22 protein-coding genes are annotated in these 24,488 nt (G+C 64.5%); 11 read left to right on the top strand and 11 right to left on the bottom strand.

Annotated features, from left to right (window positions below):
- Nucleotides 1–16: 16 nt before the first annotated feature.
- From NKK50_RS06970 to NKK50_RS06950, 5 genes are all read left to right on the top strand, one after another.
- Nucleotides 17–931, top strand: a complete 915-nt coding sequence (locus NKK50_RS06970; RefSeq protein WP_023671055.1) for a sugar phosphate isomerase/epimerase family protein — start codon at nucleotides 17–19, stop codon at nucleotides 929–931.
- A 78-nt stretch (nucleotides 932–1,009) separates the two neighbouring features.
- The gene (locus NKK50_RS06965) at nucleotides 1,010–2,044 is read left to right on the top strand and encodes an ABC transporter substrate-binding protein (protein ID WP_023683115.1); all 1,035 of its coding nucleotides are present in this window, start codon (nucleotides 1,010–1,012) and stop codon (nucleotides 2,042–2,044) included.
- Between the two features lie 278 nt (nucleotides 2,045–2,322).
- Complete coding sequence (locus tag NKK50_RS06960) at nucleotides 2,323–3,873, top strand: sugar ABC transporter ATP-binding protein (protein WP_352499042.1); 1,551 nt, start codon at nucleotides 2,323–2,325, stop codon at nucleotides 3,871–3,873.
- Entirely contained in the window at nucleotides 3,870–4,841 is a 972-nt protein-coding gene (locus NKK50_RS06955; RefSeq protein ID WP_352543216.1) for an ABC transporter permease, read from the top strand. Before NKK50_RS06960 ends, NKK50_RS06955 begins: the two co-directional genes overlap by 4 nt.
- A 262-nt stretch (nucleotides 4,842–5,103) precedes the next feature.
- Complete coding sequence (locus NKK50_RS06950) at nucleotides 5,104–6,084, top strand: ABC transporter permease (protein WP_352499040.1); 981 nt, start codon at nucleotides 5,104–5,106, stop codon at nucleotides 6,082–6,084.
- Between the two features lie 292 nt (nucleotides 6,085–6,376).
- Here NKK50_RS06950 and NKK50_RS06945 read toward each other — a convergent pair whose 3' ends face one another.
- From NKK50_RS06945 to NKK50_RS06935, 3 genes are all read right to left on the bottom strand, one after another.
- Nucleotides 6,377–6,811: a lipid-binding SYLF domain-containing protein gene (locus tag NKK50_RS06945; protein WP_023744110.1), complete on the bottom strand. Its 435-nt coding sequence runs from the start codon at nucleotides 6,809–6,811 to the stop codon at nucleotides 6,377–6,379.
- 445 nt (nucleotides 6,812–7,256) lie between these two features.
- Nucleotides 7,257–7,616, bottom strand: a complete 360-nt coding sequence (locus NKK50_RS06940; RefSeq protein ID WP_023826351.1) for a protein kinase family protein — start codon at nucleotides 7,614–7,616, stop codon at nucleotides 7,257–7,259.
- Between the two features lie 88 nt (nucleotides 7,617–7,704).
- A complete protein-coding gene (locus NKK50_RS06935) occupies nucleotides 7,705–8,853 on the bottom strand; it encodes an amidohydrolase (protein WP_352543215.1) in 1,149 nt (382 codons plus the stop codon).
- A gap of 278 nt (nucleotides 8,854–9,131) precedes the next feature.
- Between NKK50_RS06935 and NKK50_RS06930 the strand changes: the two genes are divergently transcribed.
- Together NKK50_RS06930 and NKK50_RS06925 are read left to right on the top strand one after the other, a co-directional pair.
- Nucleotides 9,132–10,127: a GlxA family transcriptional regulator gene (locus NKK50_RS06930; RefSeq protein WP_352543214.1), complete on the top strand. Its 996-nt coding sequence runs from the start codon at nucleotides 9,132–9,134 to the stop codon at nucleotides 10,125–10,127.
- Nucleotides 10,128–10,195: 68 nt separating this feature from the next.
- On the top strand, nucleotides 10,196–10,477 hold the full coding sequence (locus tag NKK50_RS06925; protein WP_023669694.1) for a type II toxin-antitoxin system ParD family antitoxin: 282 nt from the start codon (nucleotides 10,196–10,198) through the stop codon (nucleotides 10,475–10,477).
- 296 nt (nucleotides 10,478–10,773) lie between these two features.
- On the opposite strand, the gene NKK50_RS06920 is transcribed toward NKK50_RS06925, so the two are convergent.
- The 3 genes from NKK50_RS06920 to eglC are packed head-to-tail and all read right to left on the bottom strand — an operon-like array spanning nucleotide 10,774 to nucleotide 15,282.
- Complete coding sequence (locus tag NKK50_RS06920) at nucleotides 10,774–12,093, bottom strand: HlyD family type I secretion periplasmic adaptor subunit (protein WP_023735099.1); 1,320 nt, start codon at nucleotides 12,091–12,093, stop codon at nucleotides 10,774–10,776.
- Nucleotides 12,094–12,096: 3 nt separating this feature from the next.
- Complete coding sequence (locus tag NKK50_RS06915) at nucleotides 12,097–13,857, bottom strand: type I secretion system permease/ATPase (protein ID WP_352543213.1); 1,761 nt, start codon at nucleotides 13,855–13,857, stop codon at nucleotides 12,097–12,099.
- Nucleotides 13,858–15,282 carry an endo-1,3-1,4-beta-glycanase EglC gene (gene eglC, locus NKK50_RS06910; protein ID WP_033001007.1) on the bottom strand — a complete coding sequence of 475 codons (1,425 nt, stop codon included), beginning with the start codon at nucleotides 15,280–15,282 and terminating at the stop codon, nucleotides 13,858–13,860.
- A 416-nt stretch (nucleotides 15,283–15,698) separates the two neighbouring features.
- Here eglC and NKK50_RS06905 point away from each other — a divergent pair, with 416 nt between their 5' ends.
- A complete protein-coding gene (locus NKK50_RS06905) occupies nucleotides 15,699–16,142 on the top strand; it encodes an SRPBCC family protein (protein ID WP_352543212.1) in 444 nt (147 codons plus the stop codon).
- A gap of 70 nt (nucleotides 16,143–16,212) precedes the next feature.
- On the opposite strand, the gene NKK50_RS06900 is transcribed toward NKK50_RS06905, so the two are convergent.
- The 3 genes from NKK50_RS06900 to NKK50_RS06890 all read right to left on the bottom strand — a co-directional run bounded on the left by NKK50_RS06900 (nucleotide 16,213) and on the right by NKK50_RS06890 (nucleotide 19,588).
- Nucleotides 16,213–17,178, bottom strand: a complete 966-nt coding sequence (locus NKK50_RS06900) for a hypothetical protein (protein ID WP_023683101.1) — start codon at nucleotides 17,176–17,178, stop codon at nucleotides 16,213–16,215.
- 128 nt (nucleotides 17,179–17,306) lie between these two features.
- On the bottom strand, nucleotides 17,307–18,809 hold the full coding sequence (locus NKK50_RS06895) for a helicase HerA domain-containing protein (protein WP_023683100.1): 1,503 nt from the start codon (nucleotides 18,807–18,809) through the stop codon (nucleotides 17,307–17,309).
- Nucleotides 18,810–18,946: 137 nt separating this feature from the next.
- Nucleotides 18,947–19,588 (bottom strand): glutathione S-transferase family protein, encoded by a 642-nt coding sequence (locus tag NKK50_RS06890; protein ID WP_023683099.1) that lies wholly within the window; start codon nucleotides 19,586–19,588, stop codon nucleotides 18,947–18,949.
- A gap of 146 nt (nucleotides 19,589–19,734) precedes the next feature.
- Here NKK50_RS06890 and NKK50_RS06885 point away from each other — a divergent pair, with 146 nt between their 5' ends.
- On the top strand, nucleotides 19,735–19,965 hold the full coding sequence (locus NKK50_RS06885; RefSeq protein ID WP_023669703.1) for a hypothetical protein: 231 nt from the start codon (nucleotides 19,735–19,737) through the stop codon (nucleotides 19,963–19,965).
- 131 nt (nucleotides 19,966–20,096) lie between these two features.
- On the opposite strand, the gene NKK50_RS06880 is transcribed toward NKK50_RS06885, so the two are convergent.
- Entirely contained in the window at nucleotides 20,097–20,582 is a 486-nt protein-coding gene (locus NKK50_RS06880) for a hypothetical protein (RefSeq protein ID WP_023710833.1), read from the bottom strand.
- A 175-nt stretch (nucleotides 20,583–20,757) separates the two neighbouring features.
- Here NKK50_RS06880 and NKK50_RS06875 point away from each other — a divergent pair, with 175 nt between their 5' ends.
- Both NKK50_RS06875 and NKK50_RS06870 read left to right on the top strand, forming a co-directional pair.
- Nucleotides 20,758–21,123: a RidA family protein gene (locus NKK50_RS06875; protein ID WP_023683098.1), complete on the top strand. Its 366-nt coding sequence runs from the start codon at nucleotides 20,758–20,760 to the stop codon at nucleotides 21,121–21,123.
- 103 nt (nucleotides 21,124–21,226) lie between these two features.
- Complete coding sequence (locus NKK50_RS06870) at nucleotides 21,227–22,459, top strand: amidohydrolase/deacetylase family metallohydrolase (protein ID WP_023710832.1); 1,233 nt, start codon at nucleotides 21,227–21,229, stop codon at nucleotides 22,457–22,459.
- Between the two features lie 208 nt (nucleotides 22,460–22,667).
- On the opposite strand, the gene NKK50_RS06865 is transcribed toward NKK50_RS06870, so the two are convergent.
- Nucleotides 22,668–24,455 carry a flavin-containing monooxygenase gene (locus NKK50_RS06865; RefSeq protein ID WP_023714112.1) on the bottom strand — a complete coding sequence of 596 codons (1,788 nt, stop codon included), beginning with the start codon at nucleotides 24,453–24,455 and terminating at the stop codon, nucleotides 22,668–22,670.
- Nucleotides 24,456–24,488: the final 33 nt, after the last annotated feature.

Raw genomic sequence — 24,488 nt, 5'->3', positions numbered from 1 at the left:
GGTCTAGGGAGGCAGAATGAAACTTGGAGTGCTTACAGCACCGTTTGCGGAGACGCCGCTTGGCGAGGTCGCCGGCTGGGCGCACTCGGCCGGCTTCGAGGCGCTGGAAATCGCCTGCTGGCCGAAGACCTCCGGCGCGACGCGGCGCTATGCCGGCACCAGCCATATCGATGCCGCTTCCACCTCGGCGGCGCAGGCCAAGGAGATCGTCGCTTCGCTGACGGAGAAGAAGCTGACGGTCTCCGGCCTCGGCTACTATCCCAACCCGTTGCATCCGGACCCCGCCCATCGCGAGGCCGTCATCGGCCATCTGAAGAAGGTCATCGTGCTGGCCGCCAATATGGGCGTGCCGGTGGTCAACACCTTCTGCGGTGGCGATGCCTCGAAGACCGTCGACGTCAACTGGCAGGACGCGCTGAAAGTCTGGCCCGAGACCGTCGCCTATGCGCGCGATCACGGGGTAAAACTCGCCTTCGAGAACTGCCCGATGATCTTCAGTTATGACGAGTGGCCGGGCGGGCACAACATCGCCTATTCGCCCTGCATCTGGCGGCGCATCCTCGAGGCCTGGGGCGGCGAGGTCGGCATGAATTTCGACCCCTCGCACCTGGTCTGGCAAATGATCGACCAGGGCCGTTTCATCCGGGAGTTCGGCCCCTACATGCTGCATGTCCACGCCAAGGATTTGATGATCGATCATGATGGTTTGTATGAGCGCGGAATCCTTTCCGCCGGGATAGGCTGGCAGGTGCCGCGCATGCCGGGATTGGGCGATGTCGACTGGAGCGGCTTCTTCTCCGGCCTTTACCGCGCCGGCTATGACGGCTCGGTCATCATCGAACATGAGGACAGGCGGTTCGAAGGCAGCGACGATGCGGTGAAGCGGGGCTTTCTGCTCGCCCGCGACGTGCTGCGCCCCTTCGTCAAATGACGAGGTGAATGACTTGGTCTGATCCTGCCGAAGGGTCTGGCCCTGAGACGAAAAACAACAATGTGGAGGAGTACTGAGATGAAGAAAATACTGACCATGGTCCCGTTGCTTGCGGGCGCTGCCTTGCTGGCATCGATGGGCGTGTCGTCGGCCGAAGCCAAATATACGATCGGCATTTCCAACACCGTGCAGGGCAATGGCTGGCGCGAGGAAATGGTCTGCGCCATGAAGGCGCAGGCGCTGGCTTCGGGCGAAGTGACGAAGCTCAACATCGCCCACCGCAACACCGATGCCGCCGGCCAGCTCGAAGACATCCGCAATCTGATCAGCGCCAAGGTCGACGCCATCGTCGTCAACCCCGCTGATCCCGCCGGCATCAAGGCGGGCCTGGAAGAAGCCACCAAGGCCGGCATCGTCGTCGTTGCCGTCGACCAGGCGGTGACCGAACCGTCGGCCTACATCATCTCCAACAACCAGGAACAGTATGCCTATCTCGGCGCCAAATGGCTGTTCCAGCAGATGGGCGGCAAGGGCGAAGTGTTCTACATGCGCGGCGCCGCCGGCGCCTCGGCCGATAGCGATCGCGACAAAGGCTTCAAGAAGGCGCTGGCCGAAAACCCCGGCGTGAAGGTGGCGCAGGAAGTCTTCACCGGCTGGCAGCAGGATCAGGCCAAGCAGCAGATGCTGTCGTTCCTGGCCACCGGCACGCCGTTCAACGGCGTGTGGACGTCGGGCATCGACAACGTCATCGTCGACGCGCTGGTCGAATCGCAGGCGCCGCTGGTGCCGGTGGTCGGCGCCGACAATGCCGGCTTCGTCGGCCAGCTGAGCTCGGTGAAAGGTCTCGTCGGTGCAGCCGTCACCAACCCCGGCTCGATCGGCGGCGCGGGCGTGACGCTGGCGCTGCAGATCCTCGATGGCAAGAAGCCGGCGCAGCAGACAGTGCTGGTCGACCCGCAGCTGTGGGACAACGCCACCGACGAAGGCAAGGCCAAGCTGAAGGCAGCCGCCGACCCGTCGCTGAGCCCGGAATGGCCGGTCTCGATCTCGATCCCGGAGTGGACGACCTACACGAAGGACCAGATCGTGGCCTGCAAGGGGCCGGGGGAGTAAGCCTGGTTTGAATGAACTGGCGAGGACGGCGAACGGCCGTCCTCGTCACACAGACTAGCGCTCTACGGCGCCCCCTCTGTCCTGCCGGACATCTCCCCCACAGGTGGGGAGATTGGCTGTCATCTCGGCTTTCGCTAATTTTCTACGTCGCAAGACGAGGGGCGGCGCCGGAACTGCCAATCTCCCCCCAAGTGGGGGAGATGTCCGGCAGGACAGAGGGGGGCGCCGTAGAGCGCCGACATTAGTTTCTGGAACCGTCAATTTTGACAACAAACCATTTGACCACCAGCCCCCTCCTCGACGCCACCGGCGTCGCCAAGAACTACGGCGCGGTTGCAGCGCTTCGCAACGCGTCGCTCTCCGTGCTGCCGGGCGAGGTCCACGCGCTGATGGGCGCCAACGGCGCCGGCAAGTCGACGCTGGTGAAGATCCTGACCGGCGCCATTCCGGCGAACGCCGGCCACATCCTGATCCGCGGCGAAGCGCGCGACATTCGCTCGCCGGCCGCCGCGCGCCGCGCCGGGCTGCTGCCTGTCTACCAGGAGCCGTCGCTGATCCCCGATCTCGACGTTCTCTCCAACCTCAGGCTCACCGGCACGCCGGTCGAGCCGTTCCGCGCCTGGGTGCGCGAGCTCGGCATCACCGACCTCGATCTGCGCGACACCGCGCGCGACATCCCGCTCGCCGTGCTGCGCGTGCTCGACCTTGCGCGGGCGCTCGCCGTCGAGCCCGACGTGCTGCTGCTTGACGAGATGACGGCGGCCCTGCCCGCCAACCTTGCCGAAAGGGTGCTGGAAGTGGTGCGCCGCCAGGGCGATGCCGGCCGCGCCGTGATCTTCATCTCGCACCGCTTCGTCGAAATCTCGGCGCTGTGCGACCGCGCCACCGTGCTGCGGGACGGCGAGACCGTCGGCGTCGTCGACATCGTGCCGGGCGTGGAAGAAAAGATCGTCGAGCTGATGCTCGGCACCCGCATCGTCAAAACCCATGTCGCCGCCCGCAGTGCCGCCGAGAAGGCCGCGCCCGCAGCTGCCCGGCCGCGCATTTCGGTGCGCAATCTCCGCGTCGGAGCCAAGCTCAGCGATGTCTCCTTCGATCTCGCCGACGGCGAAGTCGCCGGCGTCGTCGCGCTCGAAGGCCAGGGCCAGGACGAGTTGTTCGCCGCCCTTGCCGGCTCGATCCGGCCCTCCGGCGGCGCGATCGAAGTCGATGGCCAGCCGGTGAAATTCTCGCATCCGATCGGCGCCATCCGCGCCGGCATTGCCTATGTGCCGGGCGACCGCTCGGAAGCGCTCGCCATGCAGCGCTCGGTGCGTGAAAACATCGCCCTGCCCTTCAGCGCTGCCTTGCGCAACTGGGGCCCGATCAACATGCGACGTGAGCGCGCCACGGTGCTCAGCGCCATCGAGCGGCTGCAGATCGACACCCGCGCGCAAGGCGAGGTGCAGCGCCTGTCCGGCGGCAACCAGCAGAAGGTGACCATCGCCCGCTGGATCGCGGCGGATGCCCGCACCATCCTGTGCTTCGACCCGACGCGCGGCATCGATGTCGGCACCAAGCAGGAGATCTACAAGCTGCTGCGCGAACTCGCCGGCAACGGCAAGTCGGTGCTGTTCTACACCTCGGAACTCGAAGAGGTGCAGCGCGTCTGCGACCGCGTCATCGTCATCTTCGGCGGCCGCCTCGTCGACATTTTTCCGGTCGAGGAGGCCGACGAGCCTGCGCTGATGCGCGCCGCCTACGGCCTGCCGCGCGGCGCCAAGGCCGATATCGGCATATTGGCTGATCCGACCGCGAACACTTCGGCTTCGCCGGAGGCCGCGCCATGAGCCATTTCCTGCGCCGCCAAGGCTGGGTCGTCGGCCTGTTCGCCCTGCTCATCGTCCTGTTCATCGCCACCAGGATCATCCAGCCGGCCTATGGCAGCAATGATTTCGGCTCGCTCGCCCGCGCCGTTCTGCCCTATGCCTTCGCAGTCGCCGCGCAGACGGTGGTCGTCATCGCCGGCGGCATCGATCTGTCGGTCGCCGCCATGATGGCGCTGACCAGCGTCACCGCGGCGTCGATGATGAATGGCGCGAGCGAGGAATACGCGCTGTTCGTGGTGCCCTTCGTGCTCGCCATGGGTTTCGTGCTCGGCGCGCTCAACGGCCTGCTCATCGTCGTCACCCGCGTGCCCGACATTGTCGTCACACTGGCCATGCTGTTCGTGCTGCAGGGGGCAGCGCTATTGGTGCTCGATGCGCCGGGCGGCGGCATCGCCGAATGGCTGAAGGCGCTGATCTCCGGCACCGTGCCGATCCCCGGCCTGCCCGACACCATAGACGCCTGGCTGCCCAAGGCGCTGCTGGTGCTGATCGTGTGCCTCTGCATCATCTGGATACCGCTGCGGCGCTCGCGCCTCGGCCTCTCCATCTACGCCATCGGCTCCAGCGAACTGGCGGCGTTCCGCTCCGGCGTGCCGGTCAAGCGCACTCGCATCATCGCCTATGCGCTGTCCGGCCTGTTCGCCGCCTTTGGCGGCCTGGCGCTGACCATGAGCACCGGCATCGGCGCCCCCATCCCCGGCCCCTATCTGCTCGCCAGCGTCGCCGCCGTGGTGCTGGGCGGCGTCGCGCTCGGCGGCGGCAAGGGCGGCCTGCTCGGCCCGATCGTCGCCGTCTTCGTGTTGCGCCTGGTGCGCACGGATTTGACGCTGCTCGCTATCGACCCGAATGTCACGGCTATTATCGAGGGGCTGATCATGGTGGCGGTGGTGATGTTCGGGGCGTTTATCACGATGCGGGGGCGGCAATGATGGGTGTGCTGTCGCAGAGAGACGTCGGCGTTCCTTCGCGCCCCCCTCTGTCCTGCCGGACATCTCCCCCACGAGGGGGGAGATCGGATGTCGCGACGACCTTCGCCAATCTCCAACCTTGCAAGAATGAGCGAGGCGCTAAAGCTGCCAATCTCCCCACAAGTGGGGGAGATGGCCGGCAGGCCAGAGGGGGGCGCCGTAGAGCACTGTCCTCGCCAACTTGCCGCACCTTGCAAACCTCATCGCGAGCAAGAGCCGCCCCATGAGCACCACCGCCATCACCCCGGTCCCCTTCGGCCGCCGCATAAAGCGCTTCATGGCCGATCGCCCGCTCATCCCGCTGATCGTCCTGCTCGCCATCCTGGTTATAATCCTGCAGATCCTGCGCCCCGGCATCGTCAACGAGCGCTGGATCGCCAACACCGTCAAATTCGCCATACCGCTGGCGATCCTGGCGGGATGCCAGACCATGACCATGCTGACCGGCGGCATCGACCTGTCGGTCGGCACGGTGGCAACGATGAGCGCCTTCATCATGGCGACGCAAGTGGTCAACCAGGACCCGGCGGTGGCGTTCCTCCTGGCGATGATGCCGGCGGTGCTGATCGGCCTCGTTAACGGCATCGGCGTCGGCGTCTTCCGCGTCCACCCGCTGATCATGACGCTGGGCACCAGCCTGATCGGCACCGGCTGCCTGCAGGTCTACCAGCGCACGGTGATCGCGTCGGGCGCAAAAATCCCCGACTTCCTGGCTTGGCTCGGCACCGGCGTGACATGGGGCTTCCCCAACGCGCTGCTTTTGTTCGTGCCGCTCGCCGCCCTCATCGTCTTCACGCTCGCCCGCACCGGCTTCGGCCGCCTGCTCTACGCCGTCGGCGACAATGAGCGCGCGACCCGCCTGTCGGGCGTGCAATACTGGCAGGTCATCACCGCGCTTTACGTCACCTCCAGCGTGCTCGCCGGCATCACCGGCCTGCTCTATATCGGCCTGATCAAGGCGCCTTCGCTGTCGCTCGCCGAACCGCTGGTGCTGCCCTCGGTCGCCGCCGCCGTCATCGGCGGCACCTCCATCTTCGGCGGCCGCGGCGGCTACACCGGCACCATCATCGGCGCCCTGATCCTGACCGTGCTGACGACACTGCTGACAATCCTGCAGATGCCGGAGGGGGCGAGGCGGATATTGTTCGGGCTGATCGTGCTTTTCGTGACGGCGGCGTATTTGCGGATTGTGGAGGAGCGGTAGGGGCTGGCGCCCGACGCTGCATTGGGCGAAGCTTCCCCATCCAAGGTTCAGGCCAAGCGCACGGGAGCAAGTTCCCCCTCACCCGGATTGCCAACCGAATTGCGAAGGGCAATTCGGGGCAATCCGACCTCTCCCCGAGGGGAGAGGAGGGCGCCAGCGTCAACGCCAGCCTCTTCTCCCCAGCGGGGAGAAGGTGGCCGCGAAGCGGCCGGATGAGGGGGCTGGCGCAGCCATAGGCGATTATCATCGCCCCAGACGAGCTTACCCCACCGAGAACGCGAGGGAGCGCCCCTTACTTCAACGAAATCGCCAACCCGCTCAAATCCGCATTCACCTGCAGCCCCACCTGCCGGCCCGTAAGCTCGAGCGTGGCGCCCTTGTCATTGGTCATGACGATCACCTGCGCCCCCTTGCCGAGCGCCCCGCCACCACCCGCCGCGCCATAAACCCCGGTCGCATCCCGCACCCTGCGGATATGGCGCACGGTGCCCTTGAAGTAGGTCTTGGAAACGCCGAAAGCGAAGCCGCCCGAGACGCCGCCGATCGTGATGGGGTAACTGCGGCCATGGAAGGTCAGCGTGCCCTCGCCACCGGAACCGCCGACGAAGAAGGCCGCCTTGTAAACGGCAAAGCGGATCGTGCCGCTATCGGCATGCGCGGCGCTGCTAACGGCAACAGTGGCGATGGCCGCAACCGCGAGCGAACGAAAGCTGGACGAGATGGTCATGATGGGAGCTCCTCAAGTGCGCCGCTCACCCAACCGGCAGGGCTCGTCGGCGTCGTAGCCAACTTGAACAGTTTAGGCTTGGATTTGGTTCCAGGGAGAGCCCTCGGTGGGTCAAGGCGCAAAGCTGGTGGGGAGAGCGGAGGAGCGCTTCATACAGAGCTGGCAATGCCAATGCCTCGGGGCAAGGGCTATCGCATATGAGCTTTTACGAAGAGGACCCCCACTCTAACTTGCCGGGGCGAGCCAGGGTTTCGCCCGTCCTTCGGACCCTCACAAGGCGGAGGGAACGCTGCCGCACGCCCAGCCCTTTTTTAAGTCGACTTAGACGGTTTTGCGGAAATCAGCGCCAACCTAGTCTCCCTCCCCCTTGTTGGGAGGGATTGAGGGTGGGGTATTCGTAGGGCGCAAGCCTCCGCTATGGTCCCTGTGCAAACCAATCCCAGCCCTACGGATATTTCCCCGGCTTTGGTGCGTAGATTTGCGGATCGAAGTCCAAATCCTTCGGCAGCGGCAGGCTCGAGCACTGCAGATGCATCTGGCGCGCCAACAGCCTTCGCTGCTGCTGCTCATGCTCCTTGATCGCCGCCACGAGACCCATGCTGTAGGGCCCCAGCACGACGCCGGCGGCCCATCCCGGATGCTCCTTCTCGCGCCGGTCGTAGTTCAAGGCATCCGTGCGGGCCTGCTGGCATTCCGGCGTCGCCCATTTCGGGTCTTGGGTCGAGAGCGAGGCTCCATACTGGACTGGAGACGATACGCACCCTGCCACCGTCGCGGTCAACGCGACGACCATTGCAATTCTCATCCGCAAGCCCCTCCTAATGTAGGACGCGACTACAAGACGATTCCAGCGGGAAAAAGGCAGCTTCAGGATGCGGATTTTGCAGGGCCGCTCACCCCAGCAGGTTGCGCGCCGTGCGCATGAAGATTTTCGAACCGATCGGGATCAGATCGTCGGGAAAATCATAATCGGGATTGTGCAATGACGGGGTGCGCTCGCCCGCGCCGAGGAAGAACATCGCCGACTTCGCCTTGTGGCCGAAGATGCCAAAATCTTCCGAAGCGCGCATCGGCAGGGCTTCCTCGCTGCGCGCGACGCCCTCTTCGTCCAGCGCGCGGTTGAGATGTTCCACCGCGTCCGGCGCATTGACGCTGGCGACGAAGATTTCGTGATAGTCGCAGCGCACGGACAGGCGGTGCTCGGCCGCTATCCTGGCGGCCAGCGCCTCCGCAGCTGCGACCAGCTCCGCCATGCGCTCGTCACGCCTTGTGCGCAGCGTCGCCCAAACCTCGGCGTAGCCGGGCGCGATGCCGAACACGGCCTCGCCCATCGTCGCGTGGGTGACGGTGACCATGCTGAAATCGTCATCGGCGAAAGTGCCGCGCCCCAGTGCCGGAAGCGCCGGCATCAGCTGGCTGATCGCCGGCATCGGCGACACGCCGGTTTCGGGCATGGAGGAATGCGCGGTCTTGCCGTCCAGCACGATGCGGATGCCGCGCGAGGCGCAGTTGACGACGCCGGGCTTGAGACGCACCTCGCCGAACGGCACGCCCGGCAGATTGTGCAGCGAGAAGGCGAAGTCCGGCGCGATCTCGCCAAAGCGTGGATCGGCGACGACGCCGGCCGCACCATTGCCGGTCTCCTCCGCCGGCTGGAACATCAAGACGACGCGGCCGCGGGCCGGCCGCTCACGCCCGAGCTGGCGGCCAAGTGCGGCGAGGATCGCGGTGTGGCCGTCATGGCCGCACATATGCGATTTTCTCGGCACCTGCGAGGCATGCTCGACGCCCGAAAGCTCCTCGATAGGCAGCGCATCGATCTCCGAGCGGAACAGCACCGTCGGTCCCGCCTTGCCGCTGTCATAGACCGCCGCCACGCCATGACCGCCGAGGCCGGTCAGCACCTTGTCCGGCGCTGTATCGGCGAGGAAGCTGACGACTTCCTTGGCGGTCTGTTCTTCCTCGTTGGAGATTTCCGGGTTTTGGTGCAGCTTGCGGCGCCATGCCGTCAGCTCGATGATATCGCGATTGGTGAGGGTCATGGCTTGGGCTCCGCTTTGGTGCTGCAGGTTACACAAACACGATAGGGTTTTTCTCACGCCGTGCCATGCTGATCAATTCCACTGGTCCATCTGCCTGTCTTGTGTGAGCGTAGATGACGACATCCCATGACCACCACACAACCCAGAGAATTTCCAGCTCCGCACTGAGGCCGTCGATCTCATCTCCGACATCCGGTGGCTTCTCCTGAAAAGCGCCGCGTGCTCGCCTGTGCGACATCTTTGCTTCCATCCACCCGAAGGAACGTTTCGGAGCAACAATGGCCAGGCGGTTTGCGTTTCTCTTGGTTCGCGACTTCACGCTGTCGCCGCTGTCGCTGTTCATCGACACGCTGCGGCTGGCCGGCGATGAAGGCGACCGCAGCCGCCGGATCGAGTTCGACTGGGAGATCGTCGGCGAGCGTGGCCTGCCGATCCGGGCGAGTTGCGGTGTCGAGTTGCTGCCGACCAAGGCGATCGGCAATCCGCAGGAGTTCGACAATGTCGTCGTGGTCGGTGGCCTGCTCGACACCAACCGCAGCCTCAGCTCCGAAAAGGAGGCCTTCCTGTTGCGGGCGGCCGAAAAGGGCGTGCCGCTGACGGCACTCTGCACCGGCAGCTTCGTGCTCGCGCGCTACGGTCTGCTCGATGGCTACAGTGCTGCCGTCAGCTGGTTTCACATCAAGGCTTTCCGCAGCCAATTCCCTGATGTGAACGCCCATGCCGACAGCCTGTTTTCCGTCGATAGGGGCCGCTCGACCTGCGCCGGAGGCACGGGTGCGGCCGACCTTGCCGGCCATTTCGTGTCGCAGTTCATCGGCCGCAAGGCGGCGGAAAAAGCCGCCAAGATCCTCGTGCTCGACCGCATCCGCTCGAGCCTGGATGTGCAGCCCGTCGGCGATCTCTTTCCGGCCGCGTCGAGCCGAGCGGTGAAACGGGCGCTGCTTCTGATGGAAAGCAATCTCCAGGAGACGCTGTCGGTCGCCGAGATCGCGGGCCGGTTGCATTTATCCCGGCGCCAGCTTGAGCGGCTGTTCGGCGCCGAGCTCGGCATCGGCCCGATGGCCGCCTATCTTGCGCTGCGCGTGCATCAGGCCAAGTCGCTGCTGGAGGGGAGCGACTTGGCAATCGGCGACATCGCCTACCGCTGCGGTTTTCCCAATGCCGGCCATTTCAGCCGTGTCTTCCGCCAGCAGACCGGCATCACGCCGACCCATCTCAGGCATCCGAACCGAATGTCGGGTGTCTTTGCCGACGGCAAGGGGAGCGGTCCCTAAGCCTATATTGGGGCGTGCGATCTCGCCGTTGGTATGATAATATCATACCAACCTGATAGGAGGGATCCATTTCCGCCACCGAAAAACGCACCTTCAGCCTGCCGGCCGAGCAGGCTGCTTTCATCGACCAGCTCGTTCGGTCCGGCACATACGCGACCAGCAGTGAAGTGATCCGCGCCGGTCTTCGCGCATTGCAGGAACGCGACGCCGCCGTGGAGCGCTGGCTGCGTGAGGAGGTCGCGCCGACCTATGATAGGTGGAAGGCAGACCCCTCCCAGGCCATCCCGGCCGACAAGTCTTTTGACAGCATCCGCGCACATCACGCAGCTCGCCTCAAGGGGAACGTGTGAAGCGCCGGCATGTTGTCCTTTTGCCGGAAGCCCAGACGGACCTGGTATGGATATACGATACGGTCGTTCACGCATCCGGCAACCTCACCGCCCTTCGCTACATCGAGCGGATCGAGCGATTTTGCCTGGGTCTCGACTATGCCTCGGAACGCGGAACCCTAAGGGATGATGTGCGGCCGGGCTTCGCATCGTTGGCTTCGAGCGCCGCCTGACTGTGGCCTTCACCGTAGAAGGCGACCAGGTGGTGATTCTCAGGGTGTTCTACGGCGGCGTCAACTGGGAGGACGAGTTGGCGCCTATCGCTCCGTGAACGCCCGCGCGAACGAGTCCAGCATCGGCCGCGCCAGATATTCGAGGAAGGTTCGGTCGCCGGTGCTGATAAACGCCTCGACCGGCGTTCCCGGGTAAAGCTGCTCGGCTTTCACGCCCTGCGGCAGCGTGTCGGTGATCTTCAGCCTGGCGCGGAAATACGCCTCATGCGTGGTTTCATCGATCAGCCTGTCGGCGGAAATTTGCGTCACCGTAGCCGGGACCTCAGGGGTGAGGCGCGCGTTCAGGGCGGACAGCCTGAGCTTCGCCGGCTGGCCGACGCGAACCAGATCCACGTCCTTCGGCCGCAGCTTCGCGTCGACGATGAGGCCCGACGCGGTGGGCAGGATCTCCATGATCTTCTGCCCCGGCGCAATCACGCTGCCTTTGGAGTTGTAGATCGAGGATACCACGATGCCGGCTGCCGGCGCCTTGATCGTCGTGCGCCCCAGCACCGCCTCGGCTGCGGTGATCTGTTCGCCGATGTCGGCCAGGCTGGTGCGAACCTCGTCGAGCTTGGTCAGCGCGTCCTCGACGCGCTGCGTGGTCGCGCGCTCGACCTGCGCCTGGGCTTCGACGATCTGCGTCTTGGTCGCTGCGATATCCGCCTCCAGCGCGCCGGCCTGGCCGACCAGATCGGCCTCGCTGCGCAGAAGCTGCGAATATTCGCTGCGGTTGGTGAGACCCTTGTCGAGCAGGCCGGTCTTGATGCCGAGTTCCTTCTTCACGATCTCGGCCTGTTGCTGGATGGCGAGTTTCTGCGCCTCCAGTCCCAGCGCCGACTCACGATGCATGGCGACGCGCTGCGCCAGGATCGACTGCTCGGAGCGGAACCGGGCGAGCCTGGCCTCGAACTCCTTCTGCTGTTCGTGCACAAGATTGTCGAAATCGCGCTGGAACGGCGCGGGTGCTGCTTCGGCGATCGGCGCCAGCCTGTCCGATCCGTCGCGCTCGGCCTCAAGTCGCGCGGCACTTGCCCTGAGCGCGATCGTCTGTCTGGTCAGCCGGTTGAGGTCGGTCTCGGCCGCCCTGCGGTCGAGCAGGACCAGCGGTTCGCCTTGTTGCACGCGGTCGCCTTCATGCACCAGCAACTGCTCGATGATGCCGCCCTCGGGGTGCTGGATGAGGATGTTGCCGCCCGTCGCCGAGATCGTGCCGGAGGTGATCACCGCGCCGGAGAGCGGCGCGTTCGCCGCCCAATAGCCGAAGCAGCCGACGAAGAGCGCTATGGCCACGTAGCCGACGACGGCCATGCGGCGGAAGTCGGTGCGCGGTCGACCTTCGAAGGCGAGGCTCTGCTGCATCATCGTCTATGACCCGAAGCGGACGCTGTGCGGGCGCACGGTCGGCACGAACGAGCCTGTCACCACCGCGCTCCCGGCCTTGCCGGCCGCCGGTTGCCTCAGCACCTCGCTCGCAGGGCCGAAAGCTTCGACCATGCCGTTGCGCAGGACCATGACGCGGTCGCAGGCCGCGGCGATCGAAGGGCGATGCGTGATGACGACTGTCGTGACGCTTACACTTCGCGCGGCCGAAAGCATCCCTTCGAGCGCCGCCTCCCCACTGCCGTCGAGATGGGCGTTGGGCTCGTCCAGCACCAGCATGCGTGGCTTGCCGTAGAAGGCGCGCGCCAGCCCTATCCGCTGGCGCTCGCCGCCCGACAGCACGGTATGCGACGGGCCTATCATGGTCTGATAGCCGTCGCGCAGCGTGAGAATCACCTCATGCGCCTCGGCGCGCCTGGCCGCTTCGACGATCGCGGCGTCATCGGCGTCGGGTTCGAAGCGGGCGACATTTTGCGCGATCGATCCCGGGAAAAGCTCCACCTCCTGCGCGAGATAGCCGATATGCCTGCCAAGCTGGGTTTCGTCCCAGCTCCTCAGGTCGGCGCCGTCGACCCTGACCGCGCCGCCGGTCGGCTGCAGCGCGCCCACAAGCAATTTCGCCAGCGTCGATTTGCCGGCCCCGCTCGGGCCGACGATCGCCACCGCTTCGCCGGCGCCGATGGCAAAATTCAACCGCTTGAGGATGGGCTCCGTGCCGAAAGCCGCAGTCGGCGCGATGAAGAACAGATCCTGCACCGAAATCGCGCCCAATGGATCGGGCAGTGCGAGCTTGCGCCCCTGCGCTGGTTGCGCCGCAAGGGCGGTGTCCAGCCGCTTCCAGCATCGCTTGGCGTCGACGATCTGCCGCCAGGATCCGATCAGCTGGTCGAGCGGCTGCAGCGCGCGCGACGACACCAGCGACGAAGCGAAGATCATGCCGGCGGTCATCTGCCCTTGTAGCACCAGCCACGCGCCGGCGCCGAGGATCGCCAGTTGCAGCATCATGCGCAGCGCCCGCGACGTCGCGCTGAAGATCGCATTGGCGCTTCCGGAACGGTCATGCAGGGTCAGCGCCTCAGCAACGTGCTGTCCCCAGACCGCGGCGGCATTTTGCACCATGCCCATGGCGCGCAGCGTGTCGGTGTTGCGGGCGAAGGCCTGCTCCGCCTGGCTGGCCACCGCCGAGCGTTCCGCCGACATGGCATCGTTCCTGCCGATGGCAAGCTGGTTGGCCACGACCAAGAGAAACAGCAGCACGGCGCCGGCGAGCGTCAGCCAGAACAGGACGGGATGGATGAAATAGAGCAAGGCCAGGAAGACGGGCGCAAACGGCAGGTCGAACAACACCGCCACGCCGCGCGACCTGATGAAGGCGCAAGTCGTGGCAAGGTCGTTCAGCGGCGACAGCCCGCTGCCGGCATGTCTGGCGCCAAGCGAGGCGGCGAATGTCCGCGCGCCCAGTTTCTGGTCGACGGTGGCCGCAACACGTTGCGCGTAGATGGCGCGGACCGCGTCCAGCAGGCCGAGGAAGGCGAGCGCGAGGACCGCCATGGCCGAGAGATAAAGCAGCGTCTCGACGCTGGAGGACGGCAACACCCGGTCATAGACCTGCAGCAGATAGAGCGGGATCACCAGGAGCAGGATGTTGATCAGCAACGAAAAGATGCCGATGTCGGCGATGCCACGCAGGAAGACCGGGCGCAGGCCGATGGCCGCATCGCTGATTGGCGCGCGGTCTCGCGACATCTAGACCGCGTGCTCGGCTGTCGTGCTCAGATGGCTCTGCTGCAAATCGTTCAGCGTATAGGCGTGGATATAGTCGATCTTCATTTGCGCGGGCGTCGCCAGATGGTCGGGCGGCGCGCCGGCTTGACCGCCGACCGCAAGGTCGACCAGCATATACATGGGCTTGTTCATATCGGACGGCGTCGCCGCTTCCGCGACCTGGACGCCATCATAGGTCCAGACCAGCTTGTCCGGCGTCCACAACAGGCCATAGGTGTGATAGCCGTCGGTGTTCGAGACATTCACCGTCGACCCGACCGTGGTGTGGGTTCCCGTCTCATTTGTGTGCGCGGTCATGAGAAGCGCATTCGGGTTCTGCCCATACATTTCGATCACGTCGAGTTCCGGGGGCCATGAACCGTCTTCGGGCAGAAGCCAGAAGGCCGGCCACGCGCCGGCGTTTTCCGGGAGATCGGCCCGCATTTCGAAATAGCCATAGGTCTGCGAGAAGGTGTCGTGCGTCGTCAGTATGCCGGAAGTGTATTCGTAATTGTTGATCAGCGGCTTGATGTCGTCGGGCGCATGCGCCGCGGTTATGGTGAGCACGCCGCTTGCGACGCTGAACGGATGGACCGAGCTGGTCGGCGCATAATTGGCGTCGATATACCATTGCAGCTCGCCGTTCTGGGGCTGCGAGCTGCCGTTCTGCGCCCCCCACCAGAAATTGGAATCCCAGATGCCGCTCTGGCCGTTCCACAGGCTCAGCGTGTTGAAATCGTCGTTGAAAGACAGCGTCATGCCGGTCTTGTCGATCGGCAGCTCGAACTGGCCGGGCTGAAACTTGTCGATCGTGGTGTTGTGGAACACCAGCACCTCGCTCGAGCCGAGGTTCAGCTGCACGTTCGATCCCACCTGGACCATATTGGCGTGGACGGCCTCGAACGAGGTGAAGGCATAGCCGTTGAGGCGCACCGTGTCGGTCGCGCCGAAATCGGAGATAAGGTCGCTGCCATTGCCCTTGGTGATGATGAAGGTGTCGGCGCCGGCGCCGCCGATCAGCACGTCATTGCCCTTGCCGCCGTCCAGCGTCTGGCTGCCAGCGCCGCCCGTTATGATGTTGTCCTGACCATTGCCGAAGGCATAGTGGCCGTCGCCGGTGACGACGAGGTTCTCGAAATTCGCGGGCAGCTTGTAGCTCATCCAGGTATCGATCGTGTCGACGCCCGCGCCGTAGTTCTCGACCGCTTTGTTGATCGTCGAATAGAGATGGTAATAGTCGTCGCCCGCGCCGCCATACATGGTGACCTTGACGTTGGTGTCGCCCCAGAAGGAATCGTTGCCCGAGGTGCCGTAGCGGTAAGGCGCGCCTCCAGTCGCCGAGAACCAATGGGTGGAAGCGCCGGTATACGGAAGTGGAATGCCTTTGGCGTTGAGGACTGTGGTCATTCCGACACTCCTTGCGCGTGCTGCCTTGGTCGTTCGACAACCTTCGAGCGACCATTTCGGATCAACTCTTAAATTGATCCGTCGTTCCAGGGAATCATTCTATAGTACACCAAGGAGATCGTCGCCCATCATTTAATAGATAATGCCGAGGGCGTTAAGCTGATCCTAATACAACTTTGTAGGAGAGACTTACAATTTTAATAAATTGTGAGATCCGCGCCGAAAGGTTAGGCAACCTGTCAATGATTCATGCAATTTGACGCGACACGACCGCCTGCCTGAGGCGGCGACTCGAAGTCGCGGGCGGATGGCCGCGGGCAAAGGGCTCAAGAAAATTTGACAGGCTATGTCGGACCGGGTGAGGTTCACCCGTCCTTGGGGCATCGGACAACGAAACCACAAAGGATACCGAAGAGATGCCAAGCACCGTACGTTTGCACCGCGTTCTGACGACCAGCCCGGGGAAGGTCTACCGCGCATTCACAGAAGCCGACGCGCTGGCGAAATGGCTTCCGCCGAACGGCTTCACTTGCACGGTACACAGCTTCGACGCGAAAGTCGGTGGCGCCTTCAAGATGTCGTTCCGAAACTTCACGACGGGCGGCAGCCATTCCTTCGGCGGCGAATATCTCGAACTCGTTCCCGGCGAGCGCCTGCGCTACACCGACAGGTTCGACGACCCCAATTTGCCCGGCCAGATCGAAGTGACCGTGCTCATGAAGAAAGTGTCGGTCGGCACGGAACTCGACATCACGCAGGCCGGCATTCCGGACGTTATTCCGGCCGAAGCCTGCTATCTCGGCTGGCAGGAGTCGCTGCGCAATCTGGCAAAGCTCGTCGAACCCGAGATCAATCAGTAGAGCCCATCGGATCGGCGGCGCCGCCCAGCCAGTCCGCGCCGCCGACAATGCCGAGCCGAGGACTCATCCCTCACGGCCCGGTGCAGATCGGCAACGGTTGTGGCGGCGGTGGCGGGTTGTCCTTGGCGTATTGCGCGATGATCGGCTCAAGGCTCTTTCGCGGCCAGAATTTCGGCTTGCCGATCTCCTTCAGGCAGGACGCATTCCAATAGGCGCCCGATTTACCAACGGCGGTGATGTCGCGCGATTCCGGGTAGATATAGAGCGTCGTCGGATTGCCCTTCACCATCGAAATGATCTGGTCGGCGTCGGACGGCGACCAGCTGGTGCAGCCATTGCTGCGGCCGCCGGCATAATCCACCAGCTTGCCGTATGGCACGAAGCCGTCATGGTCGGCATAGGAGCTGTTCGGGTTCTTGCGCAGGCACATGCCGCGCAACAGCCGCGCCGCGTGGCCACCGATCACCCGCTGCCTGGCATTCGCCGTCTCCCCCTCACCGTCGAACTGGATGAAGGTGCGCAGCAGCGCCTGGTCCTTTTTTGCGCCGATGCGGTAAAAACCCTTGAATGAGATCTTTGCCTCGCCGGTCATATAGGCGCCACCGGTCGTCAAGGACGAGTCCAGGGCATTGCCGAAGTTTTTCGCGCAGCGTTTGCCGTTGGAGAAATCGACCACGCCTTTCAAATTGCGGCCGCCGCCATGGCCCGACGAGATCGCCCTGAACGACTGCTTGGCCTCGCAAATGACGTAGTAGCGCCGCCCTAGCACGCCATTGCCGAGATCGCCGGGGCGAGTCGCATCCATGGCGAAATAGCAGCCATTGTGGACCGCGCCTTGCGCGACCTTCTTCAGGTAAAGCGCGCGCGCCCGCTCCAGCACCACTTGCGAAATCTCGCCGTCGTCATTGCCGACATGGGCCTGCAGCCAGGCCGGTATATCGGAGGACGCGGCAAAAGACCGGGCAGACATCGTCAAGGCGATGCCGGCGACGGCGAGGAGGCCAAAGACAAAGACAGCCAGAGATTTCAACCGCACCGGACAACCCTCCCGCCCGAACCGTTCTGCGATTCTCGGAAACCCATCATAAATCGTCGCGCGCCGATCGGCGAAACACATCTTGTTCAGAACCGCGCAAGCAAGTCAGGTAGCTGCCTGTTCGCCTTTCACAGCGCCAGGCTGCCCTGTTCCGCCTCCGCGGCATTGGGGTCGCCCGGCGCCGTCGCCCAGGCGAGCTCGACCAGCGTCACCGTGCGGCGGCCGGTGCCGTCGAGCTGGCAGACGATGAGGCCCTGCTCCTCGATATAGGTGAGCAGCCGCCGGGCGCGCCGCAGCGAATGCGAGCCGTAGGCGCGCGCGATCGCCGCGTCGCTCGGGCACGGCCAGCCCTCCTTGGCGGCGCGGGCGATCATCATGAACACGCCCTGCATGTCCTCGGGCAGCAGCGAGGCGCGCACGGAAACGTCCTGCCAGGCGTCATCGCCTGCCATGTCGGCGCCGAGCCCGGCGCGGGCACGCGTCAGCATGCGACGGAATTCTGAGAGGTCCGGCACCACCGAAGCGAGGCCTTCGATGCGGCAGCGGACGACGAACTCCTGATAAAGCACGCCGATGACGCGGAAACCCGCATCGGGCTGCGCCAGGATGGCGCGCAGGACACGGTCCACCCGCTCTCGCCGGTCGGCGATATCCTCGGCGCTTACCGCCGGTTCCGCAGGTTCCGGGCGGATCTCCATCGCCGCAGACTTCGCCGCCATCAGCTGGTCGAGCAAATCGGGCGACGCCATCCGGCGCGGCGCGCGCATCGTCTCGGGCGGCGGCGCTGCCAGGATGATGGCCCGTGCGTCCTCGAGCGCTGTTTCCGGCATTGCCATCAGCCGCGGCGTACCGTTGCGCGGGCTGGTCTCGGTCTGGCCGATGCGCACGCCGAGCGGGCGGCGCGACAGCGCCGGTCCCAGCGCCATGAAGTGCCCGCGCTCCAGATCGCGAAACGCCTCTGCCTGGCGCCGTTCCATGCCCAGAAGGTCGGCGGCGCGCGCCATGTCGATATCGAGGAAGGTACGGCCCATGAGGAAGTTGGACGCCTCCGCCGCGACATTCTTGGCGAGCTTTGCCAGCCGCTGCGTGGCGATGATGCCGGCAAGGCCGCGCTTGCGGCCGCGGCACATCAGATTGGTCATGGCGCCGAGCGAGAGCTTTCGCGCCTCGTCGGACACTTCGCCTGCCACGGCGGGCGCGAACAGCTGCGCTTCGTCGACCACCACCAGCATCGGATACCAATGCTCGCGGGCAACCTCGAACAACCCGCCGAGAAAGGCAGCGGCGCGGCGCATCTGGTTCTCGGCATCGAGCCCTTCGAGATTGAGCACGGTGGAGACGCGATGGATGCGCGCCCGCTCGCCGGCTGCTTGCAGGCCACGCTCCGTATGCTCCTCGGCATCGATGACCAGATGGCCGTAATGGTCGCCCAGCGAGACGAAATCGCCTTCCGGGTCGATGATGGTCTGCTGCACCCAGGGCGCGCTCTGCTCCAGTAGCCGGCGCAAAAGGTGCGATTTGCCGGAGCCGGAATTGCCCTGCACCAGAAGCCGGGTGGCCAGCAGCTCCTCAAGGTCGAGCGCCGCCGACGCACCCGCCGTCGTCTGTCCCATCTCGATGGCTACGGTCATGTCACGACTCTCCTTGCGGACAGGGCTTATCAACCCGGCCGCGAGCCGTCGAGCGCGCCATGGCAACTCGCCCGCTGTTCCACACCTATGCTGCCAAAGCGCCACACATCAGCCCATCTGCCCAAAGGGAAGGCACGTCAAGCGGAGTTGACCGGCGGCAGAAGCGGCGCGTCCAGCCCGTCGAAGGGATCGCGCCAGGCATCGATGGCTTCGAGCCGGCGATACCAACCCAGAACATAGGGATAGTCCGCCAGCGGCAGGCCGGCTGCATCGTTGAACGGCAAAAAAGTCGCCATGCGGAAATCGGCATAGGAAAGCGACTTGCCCACAAGCCATGGCCGCTTGGCGAGCTCCGCCTCGAGAATCGCTGCCGCGATGCGGAACTCCGCCAGCCCCTCCTCGACCTTGCCCTGGTCGACAGGCCCAATCCCGTAGCGCTGCTTGGTTCCGCGCTCGAAATGCACGGTGTCGCAGGCCCGCACGAAATTTTCCTTGCCCCAGCTCAGCCAGCGGATCATGTCGGGTTGGTCGCCGCCGCCGCGCCAGAAATCCGAACCCGCTTCGCGCGACAGAAGGCAGGCTATGGCGTCGGCTTCCCACAGGCTGCCGCCCGTCCATGCCAATATCGGCAGGGTAAGATTGGGATTGAGCTGACGAAACCGCTCAGCCTGTCCGGGCGCCATGGGTGCCGCGAACTCACACTCGACCTTGGCCTGCAGATGACGTGCCGTTGCTACCGCAAGGCGCGGATTGGGATTGCGGCTGAAGTACAGTTTCATGTCGTGTCCTGGACGCTGTGGGCTCGATCCTATCAAACACGCAAACGTGCCCTCTCGGCAATCTGGTCGGACCACGATTCCGCTGGCACACGCCGTCGTTCGGCGTATTATTTCCTTCGGGAGAGGGTTCTTGGCAGGAGGAAGCCATGAACGTAGTGCCGAGCGTACCTGTCATCGACGTGACAACCCAGAACCTTGTTTCCTCTGCGCTTTCCAGATTCCGCGCCGGCGATACCGTCTCGACCAGGGCGGCGCTCGACGCCATCCGCCGCATGGATCCAACCTGTGTCGACAGCGACGACGATCTCGTCGAACTCGTCGTCATGGCGGCAATTGGTAAGACCATGGCGGTTGTGTTCGACCACCGCTCCCGCTAGCCCTGTTGGACGAACCTGTCCCGTTCAACTCGCTTGAGCTCGAGTGGGTTCGGTTGGCGAGCTTTTACAGCTGCAGCCCGGAAGCGGACGTCTCGTGCGCGAAGGCCGGCAATAGCATCAGCGGGTAAACCTCAGTTCCCCAAGGGATGCGGCATGTAGCCGACGAAGCCGCCGATCTTCCAGTGGCCCGCCACCTTCCTGCAGAAATACAGCGTCTGCCATTTCAGCTTGTCGACGCTGCCATCGGCCTTGGCCACCGAGCCGTTGAACTTCTTGTGCAGCACGGCGCGGTCGCCATCGACATCGATGTCGCGCATGTTGGTGACGCGAAACAGCGCCTCGCGCAGCGGCTCGGCGAATCTGGTCGTCGCCGTCTCCTTGGCCTGGCGCAGCCATTCGTCGCGATAGACGGCAAGGCTCGGGAATTGCAGACGCCAAGCGTCGGCATCGCTGAGGAAATGCGCATGCATGCCGAAGAAGCTGTCGGCGAGGAAATCATCCTCGACCATCGACCAGTCCTGACCGATAAAGGCGTCGATGTCGCGCCGCACCAACATTTCCCAGAGCGCGTGGCGATCGGCATCGCCCTCTGGAAACGGGTTCTTGTCGAAGGTCATTGAAATCTCCTGTCGGGAAAATGCGACGCGCAAGATGCTGGCGAGCCTGCGATAAAGCAACACGCGTTTGGAAAAATGCTGCTTTCCAAAAAGCCCCCTATGAGGATCACCGGGACAGGCGTAGAGCGGTCGTCGAAAACGGGGCGCGGCCCGCCATTCTGAACAGGAGTTTCCTTTGCCCAAAGAGTGTTTTGGAACATCCCACGTGCCGCTGTCGCCGGCCGTGCGCGCCGGGGATTTCGTCTACATCTCAGGTCAGGTGCCGGTCGACGGCGACCGCATTGTGGTCAAGGGCGGCATTACCGAGCAGACCGAGCAGGTGCTGCAGAATGTGAAGGCAGCACTCGCGCTGGCCGGCTGCACCATGGACGATGTCGTCAAGACCACGGTCTGGCTCGAGGACGCGCGCGACTTCGGCGCCTTCAATGCCGTCTACGCCAAGCACTTCCCGAAAAATCCGCCGGCCCGCACCACGGTCGAATCGCGGCTGATGATCGACATCAAGATCGAGGTCGAAGCCGTCGCTTACCGGCCGGTTTGACCAGTCGGGGCATGATCCCGAAAAGTGGAAACCGGTTTTCTCGGACAAACGGAAACCGTTTTGTCCAAAGATCATGCCCCGAAACAAAGAGAGGCAGGCGCCGATGCAGTTCGATCTCCTGATCAAGGGCGGCCGCCTGATCGATCCGGCCTCGGGCCTGGACGCGCCGCGCGATGTCGCCGTTGCGGGCGGACGCATCGTGGCCATCGAGGCGGCGATCGATGCCGAGCACGCCACCAAGATAGTCGACGCTCGTGATTGCATCGTCACGCCCGGCCTCATCGATTTGCATAGCCATGTCTATTGGGGCGGCACCTCGCTTGGCGTCGATGCCGACCGGCTGGCGGCCAAGAGCGGCACCACCACCTTCATCGACGCCGGCAGCGCCGGCGCCGGCAATATTCTGGGCTTTCGCCGCCATGTCATCGAGCGCTCGAAGGTGCGCATCCTGGCCTATGTCAACATCTCCTTTGCCGGCATATTCGGCTTCTCGCAAAGCGTCTCTGTCGGCGAATGCAGCGATCTCAGGCTCTGCGAGCCACGCGAGACGGTGGCTGCGGTGCGCGAGCACGCCGATGTCGTCGTCGGCGTAAAAGTGCGCTCCGGTAAGCATGCCGGCGGCGCCAGCGGCATCGCGCCGGTCGATCTCGCGCTGGAAGCCGCCGACCAGGCCGGCCTGCCGCTGATGGCGCATATAGACGAGCCGCCGCCCGGCCGCTCCGAAGTGCTGCCGCGGCTGCGCAAGGGTGACATCCTCACGCACTGTTTTCGCCCGTTCCCCAACGCGCCGGTCTTCGCCTCCGGCGCGGTGCGGCCGGACATGCGGCTGGCCCGCGAACGCGGCGTCATCTTCGACATCGGCCACGGCATGGGATCGTTCGACTTCGCCGTGGCGAAAGCGATGCTGGCCGAGGGCCTCGCGCCCGACGTCATCTCCAGCGACGTGCATCTCTATTGCGTCGACGGTCCGGCCTTCGACATACTGGTCTGCATGTCGAAGCTAATGGCGCTGGGCATGCCGCTGGTCGAGGTGCTGCGCGCCGCCACGCAAAGGCCAGCCGAGGCGATCGCCAGGCCGGAGCTTGGGACGCTGAAAGTTGGCGGTGTCGGCGATGTCGCGGTGCTGAGACTGCGCCCCGGGCGCTTTACCTTCGTCGATGCGGTCGGTGCGGCGCTGATCGCGGATCAGCGGCTCACATCGGACGGCATCGTCGTGGGTGGTGTCTGGTGGCCGAACGAAGCCGCCGACCACAACGAGACCGAGCGCTTCGAGGCCCACACGCACCATACGCATGTCGAGGTCGCGGCACGGCATTTCGGGCGTAGGCACGATTAGCTGGTCTCCCCTTCATGGGAGATGGTCTGTCTTTCGGCGGCGCGTTTGAGGACCGCCTTCCCCCACTCCGTCTCGGCTTCGCCGAGCCACCTCTCCCCCCTCCGGAGGGAGAGGAAAGGCGCCAGCTGGAATCGCTTCGCGCCATTCCTCTCCCCCGTCGATCGGGGGAGAGGTGTCGAGCGAAGCTCGACGGAGTGGGGGTCGAACCTTACCCCGAATTACTCACCGCCCCAAACACCGGCGTCGCAATCCCTTCCATCCGCGCCTTGATCTGCAGCGCCACATATTTCGAGTAAAACCGCGACAGCGCCAGATTGCCGCCGTGGAACCACAGCGCGTCCTGGGCCGTCGGCTTCCACATGTTGCGCAGCTCGCCTTGCCAAGGACCGGGATCGCCCTTGACGCCGGAGCCGAGGCCCCAGCATGGCCCTACCTTGTCGGCGACCTCGCGCGAGACGATGGCCGCCACGGTCTCGTTCATCGACTGGTAGCCGGTACAGGCGACGATCGCATCGACGGCCAGCTCGCTGCGGTCGTCGAACAGGATGCCGGTCGGCGTCAATGAACTGATGCCGACGCCGCTCTTCACTTTGATCTCGCCATTGATGATCAGTTCGCAGGCGCCGACATCGATGTAGTAGCCGGAGCCGGTGCGGTAGGCCTTCATCAACAGCCCGGTCTCGTCCTCGCCGAAATCGATGGCGAAGCCGGCGGCGCGTAGCTGGTCGTAGAAGTCTGCGTCGCGTGCCTTGATCACCTCGTAAAGATCCCGCTGGCCCTTGGGTACAAGCGCGAACGGCGTGGACGCGACGATCAGGTCGGCCTTGTCGGTGCTGATGCCGCGCGCCAAAGCCTTTTCCGAGAAGATCTCGAAGCCGACTTCCATCAGAGTGTCGGATTTCACCACTGTCGTCGGCGACCGCTGGATCATGGTGACGTCTGCGCCGCTCTCCCAGAGGTCGACGCTGACATCGTGCCCCGAGCTTGCCGCGCCGATGACAGCGACACGTCTGCCGCGGAATTTCTCGCCGCTTGCATACTGGCTGGAATGCAGGAGTTCGCCCTTGAAGGTCTCGGCGCCGGGCAGCGCGATCTGGCGTGGCGGGCCATAGGCGCCGGTGGCAAAGACAATGTGCTTCGGCTTCAGCGTGATCTGCCGGCCGACGCGGTCGACCACCACAGTCCACACCTTCTCGGCCTCGTCATAGCTGGCGCTGAGGCATTTGGTGGCGACCCAGTAGTTGAGCTCCATCACCCTGGTGTACATCTCCAGCCAGTCGCCCATCTTGTCCTTGGGCGTGAACACCGGCCAGTTCTCCGGGAACGGAATGTAGGGCAGATGGTCGTACCAGACCGGATCGTGGAGCACGAGCGAGCGATAACGGTTGCGCCAGGAATCGCCGGGGCGCGCATTTTTCTCGATGATGATGGTGGGCACACCGAGCTGCCTCAGCCGCGCGCCGAGCATGATGCCGCCCTGCCCGCCGCCGATCACCAGGCAATAGGGCTGCTCGGTGGCGCCGAGGTCGCGCGTCTCGCGCGCCCGCGCCTCCGCCCAGGTTTCGCGCTTCGGATCGGCCTTGTGACGGATACCAAGCGGCCGCGCCGGTCCCTTTTGTTCCTCGAACCCCTTGAGCTCACGCACCGCCGTGAACAAGGTCCGGCAGCGGCCGTCCGTAAGGCGCACAATCCCTTCGCCCCGCGCGACCGCCGTTTCGAACGTGAACCAGGCCTCGACGGTGCCCTCATCCGAGGTCGCCTCGCCGGACAGCGTCCAGTGTGAGGGCTTCGTTTCCGCCAGCGTCGCTTGCAGCATGTCGCGGATCTCATCGCGGCCTTCCATCGTGGTGATGTTCCAGGTGAAAGCCAGCAGATCGCGCCAGTAGCAATCCTCGACGAACAGGTTGGCGGCCGCCTCGGCGTCATCAGCTTCCAGCGCCCGTGCAAGCGCGCAAAGCCATGTCGCCGCCTGTTTCGATGGTGCCATGTCGAGCATCTGTTTTTCCCTCGTTTTGCGTTCCCATTGTTT

The sequence above is a fragment of the Mesorhizobium sp. M0001 genome (assembly GCF_040324255.1).
Classification (GTDB): domain Bacteria; phylum Pseudomonadota; class Alphaproteobacteria; order Rhizobiales; family Rhizobiaceae; genus Mesorhizobium.
Note: the sequence above shows the minus strand (reverse complement) of the source record. Positions and strands in the feature narration are given on the sequence as shown.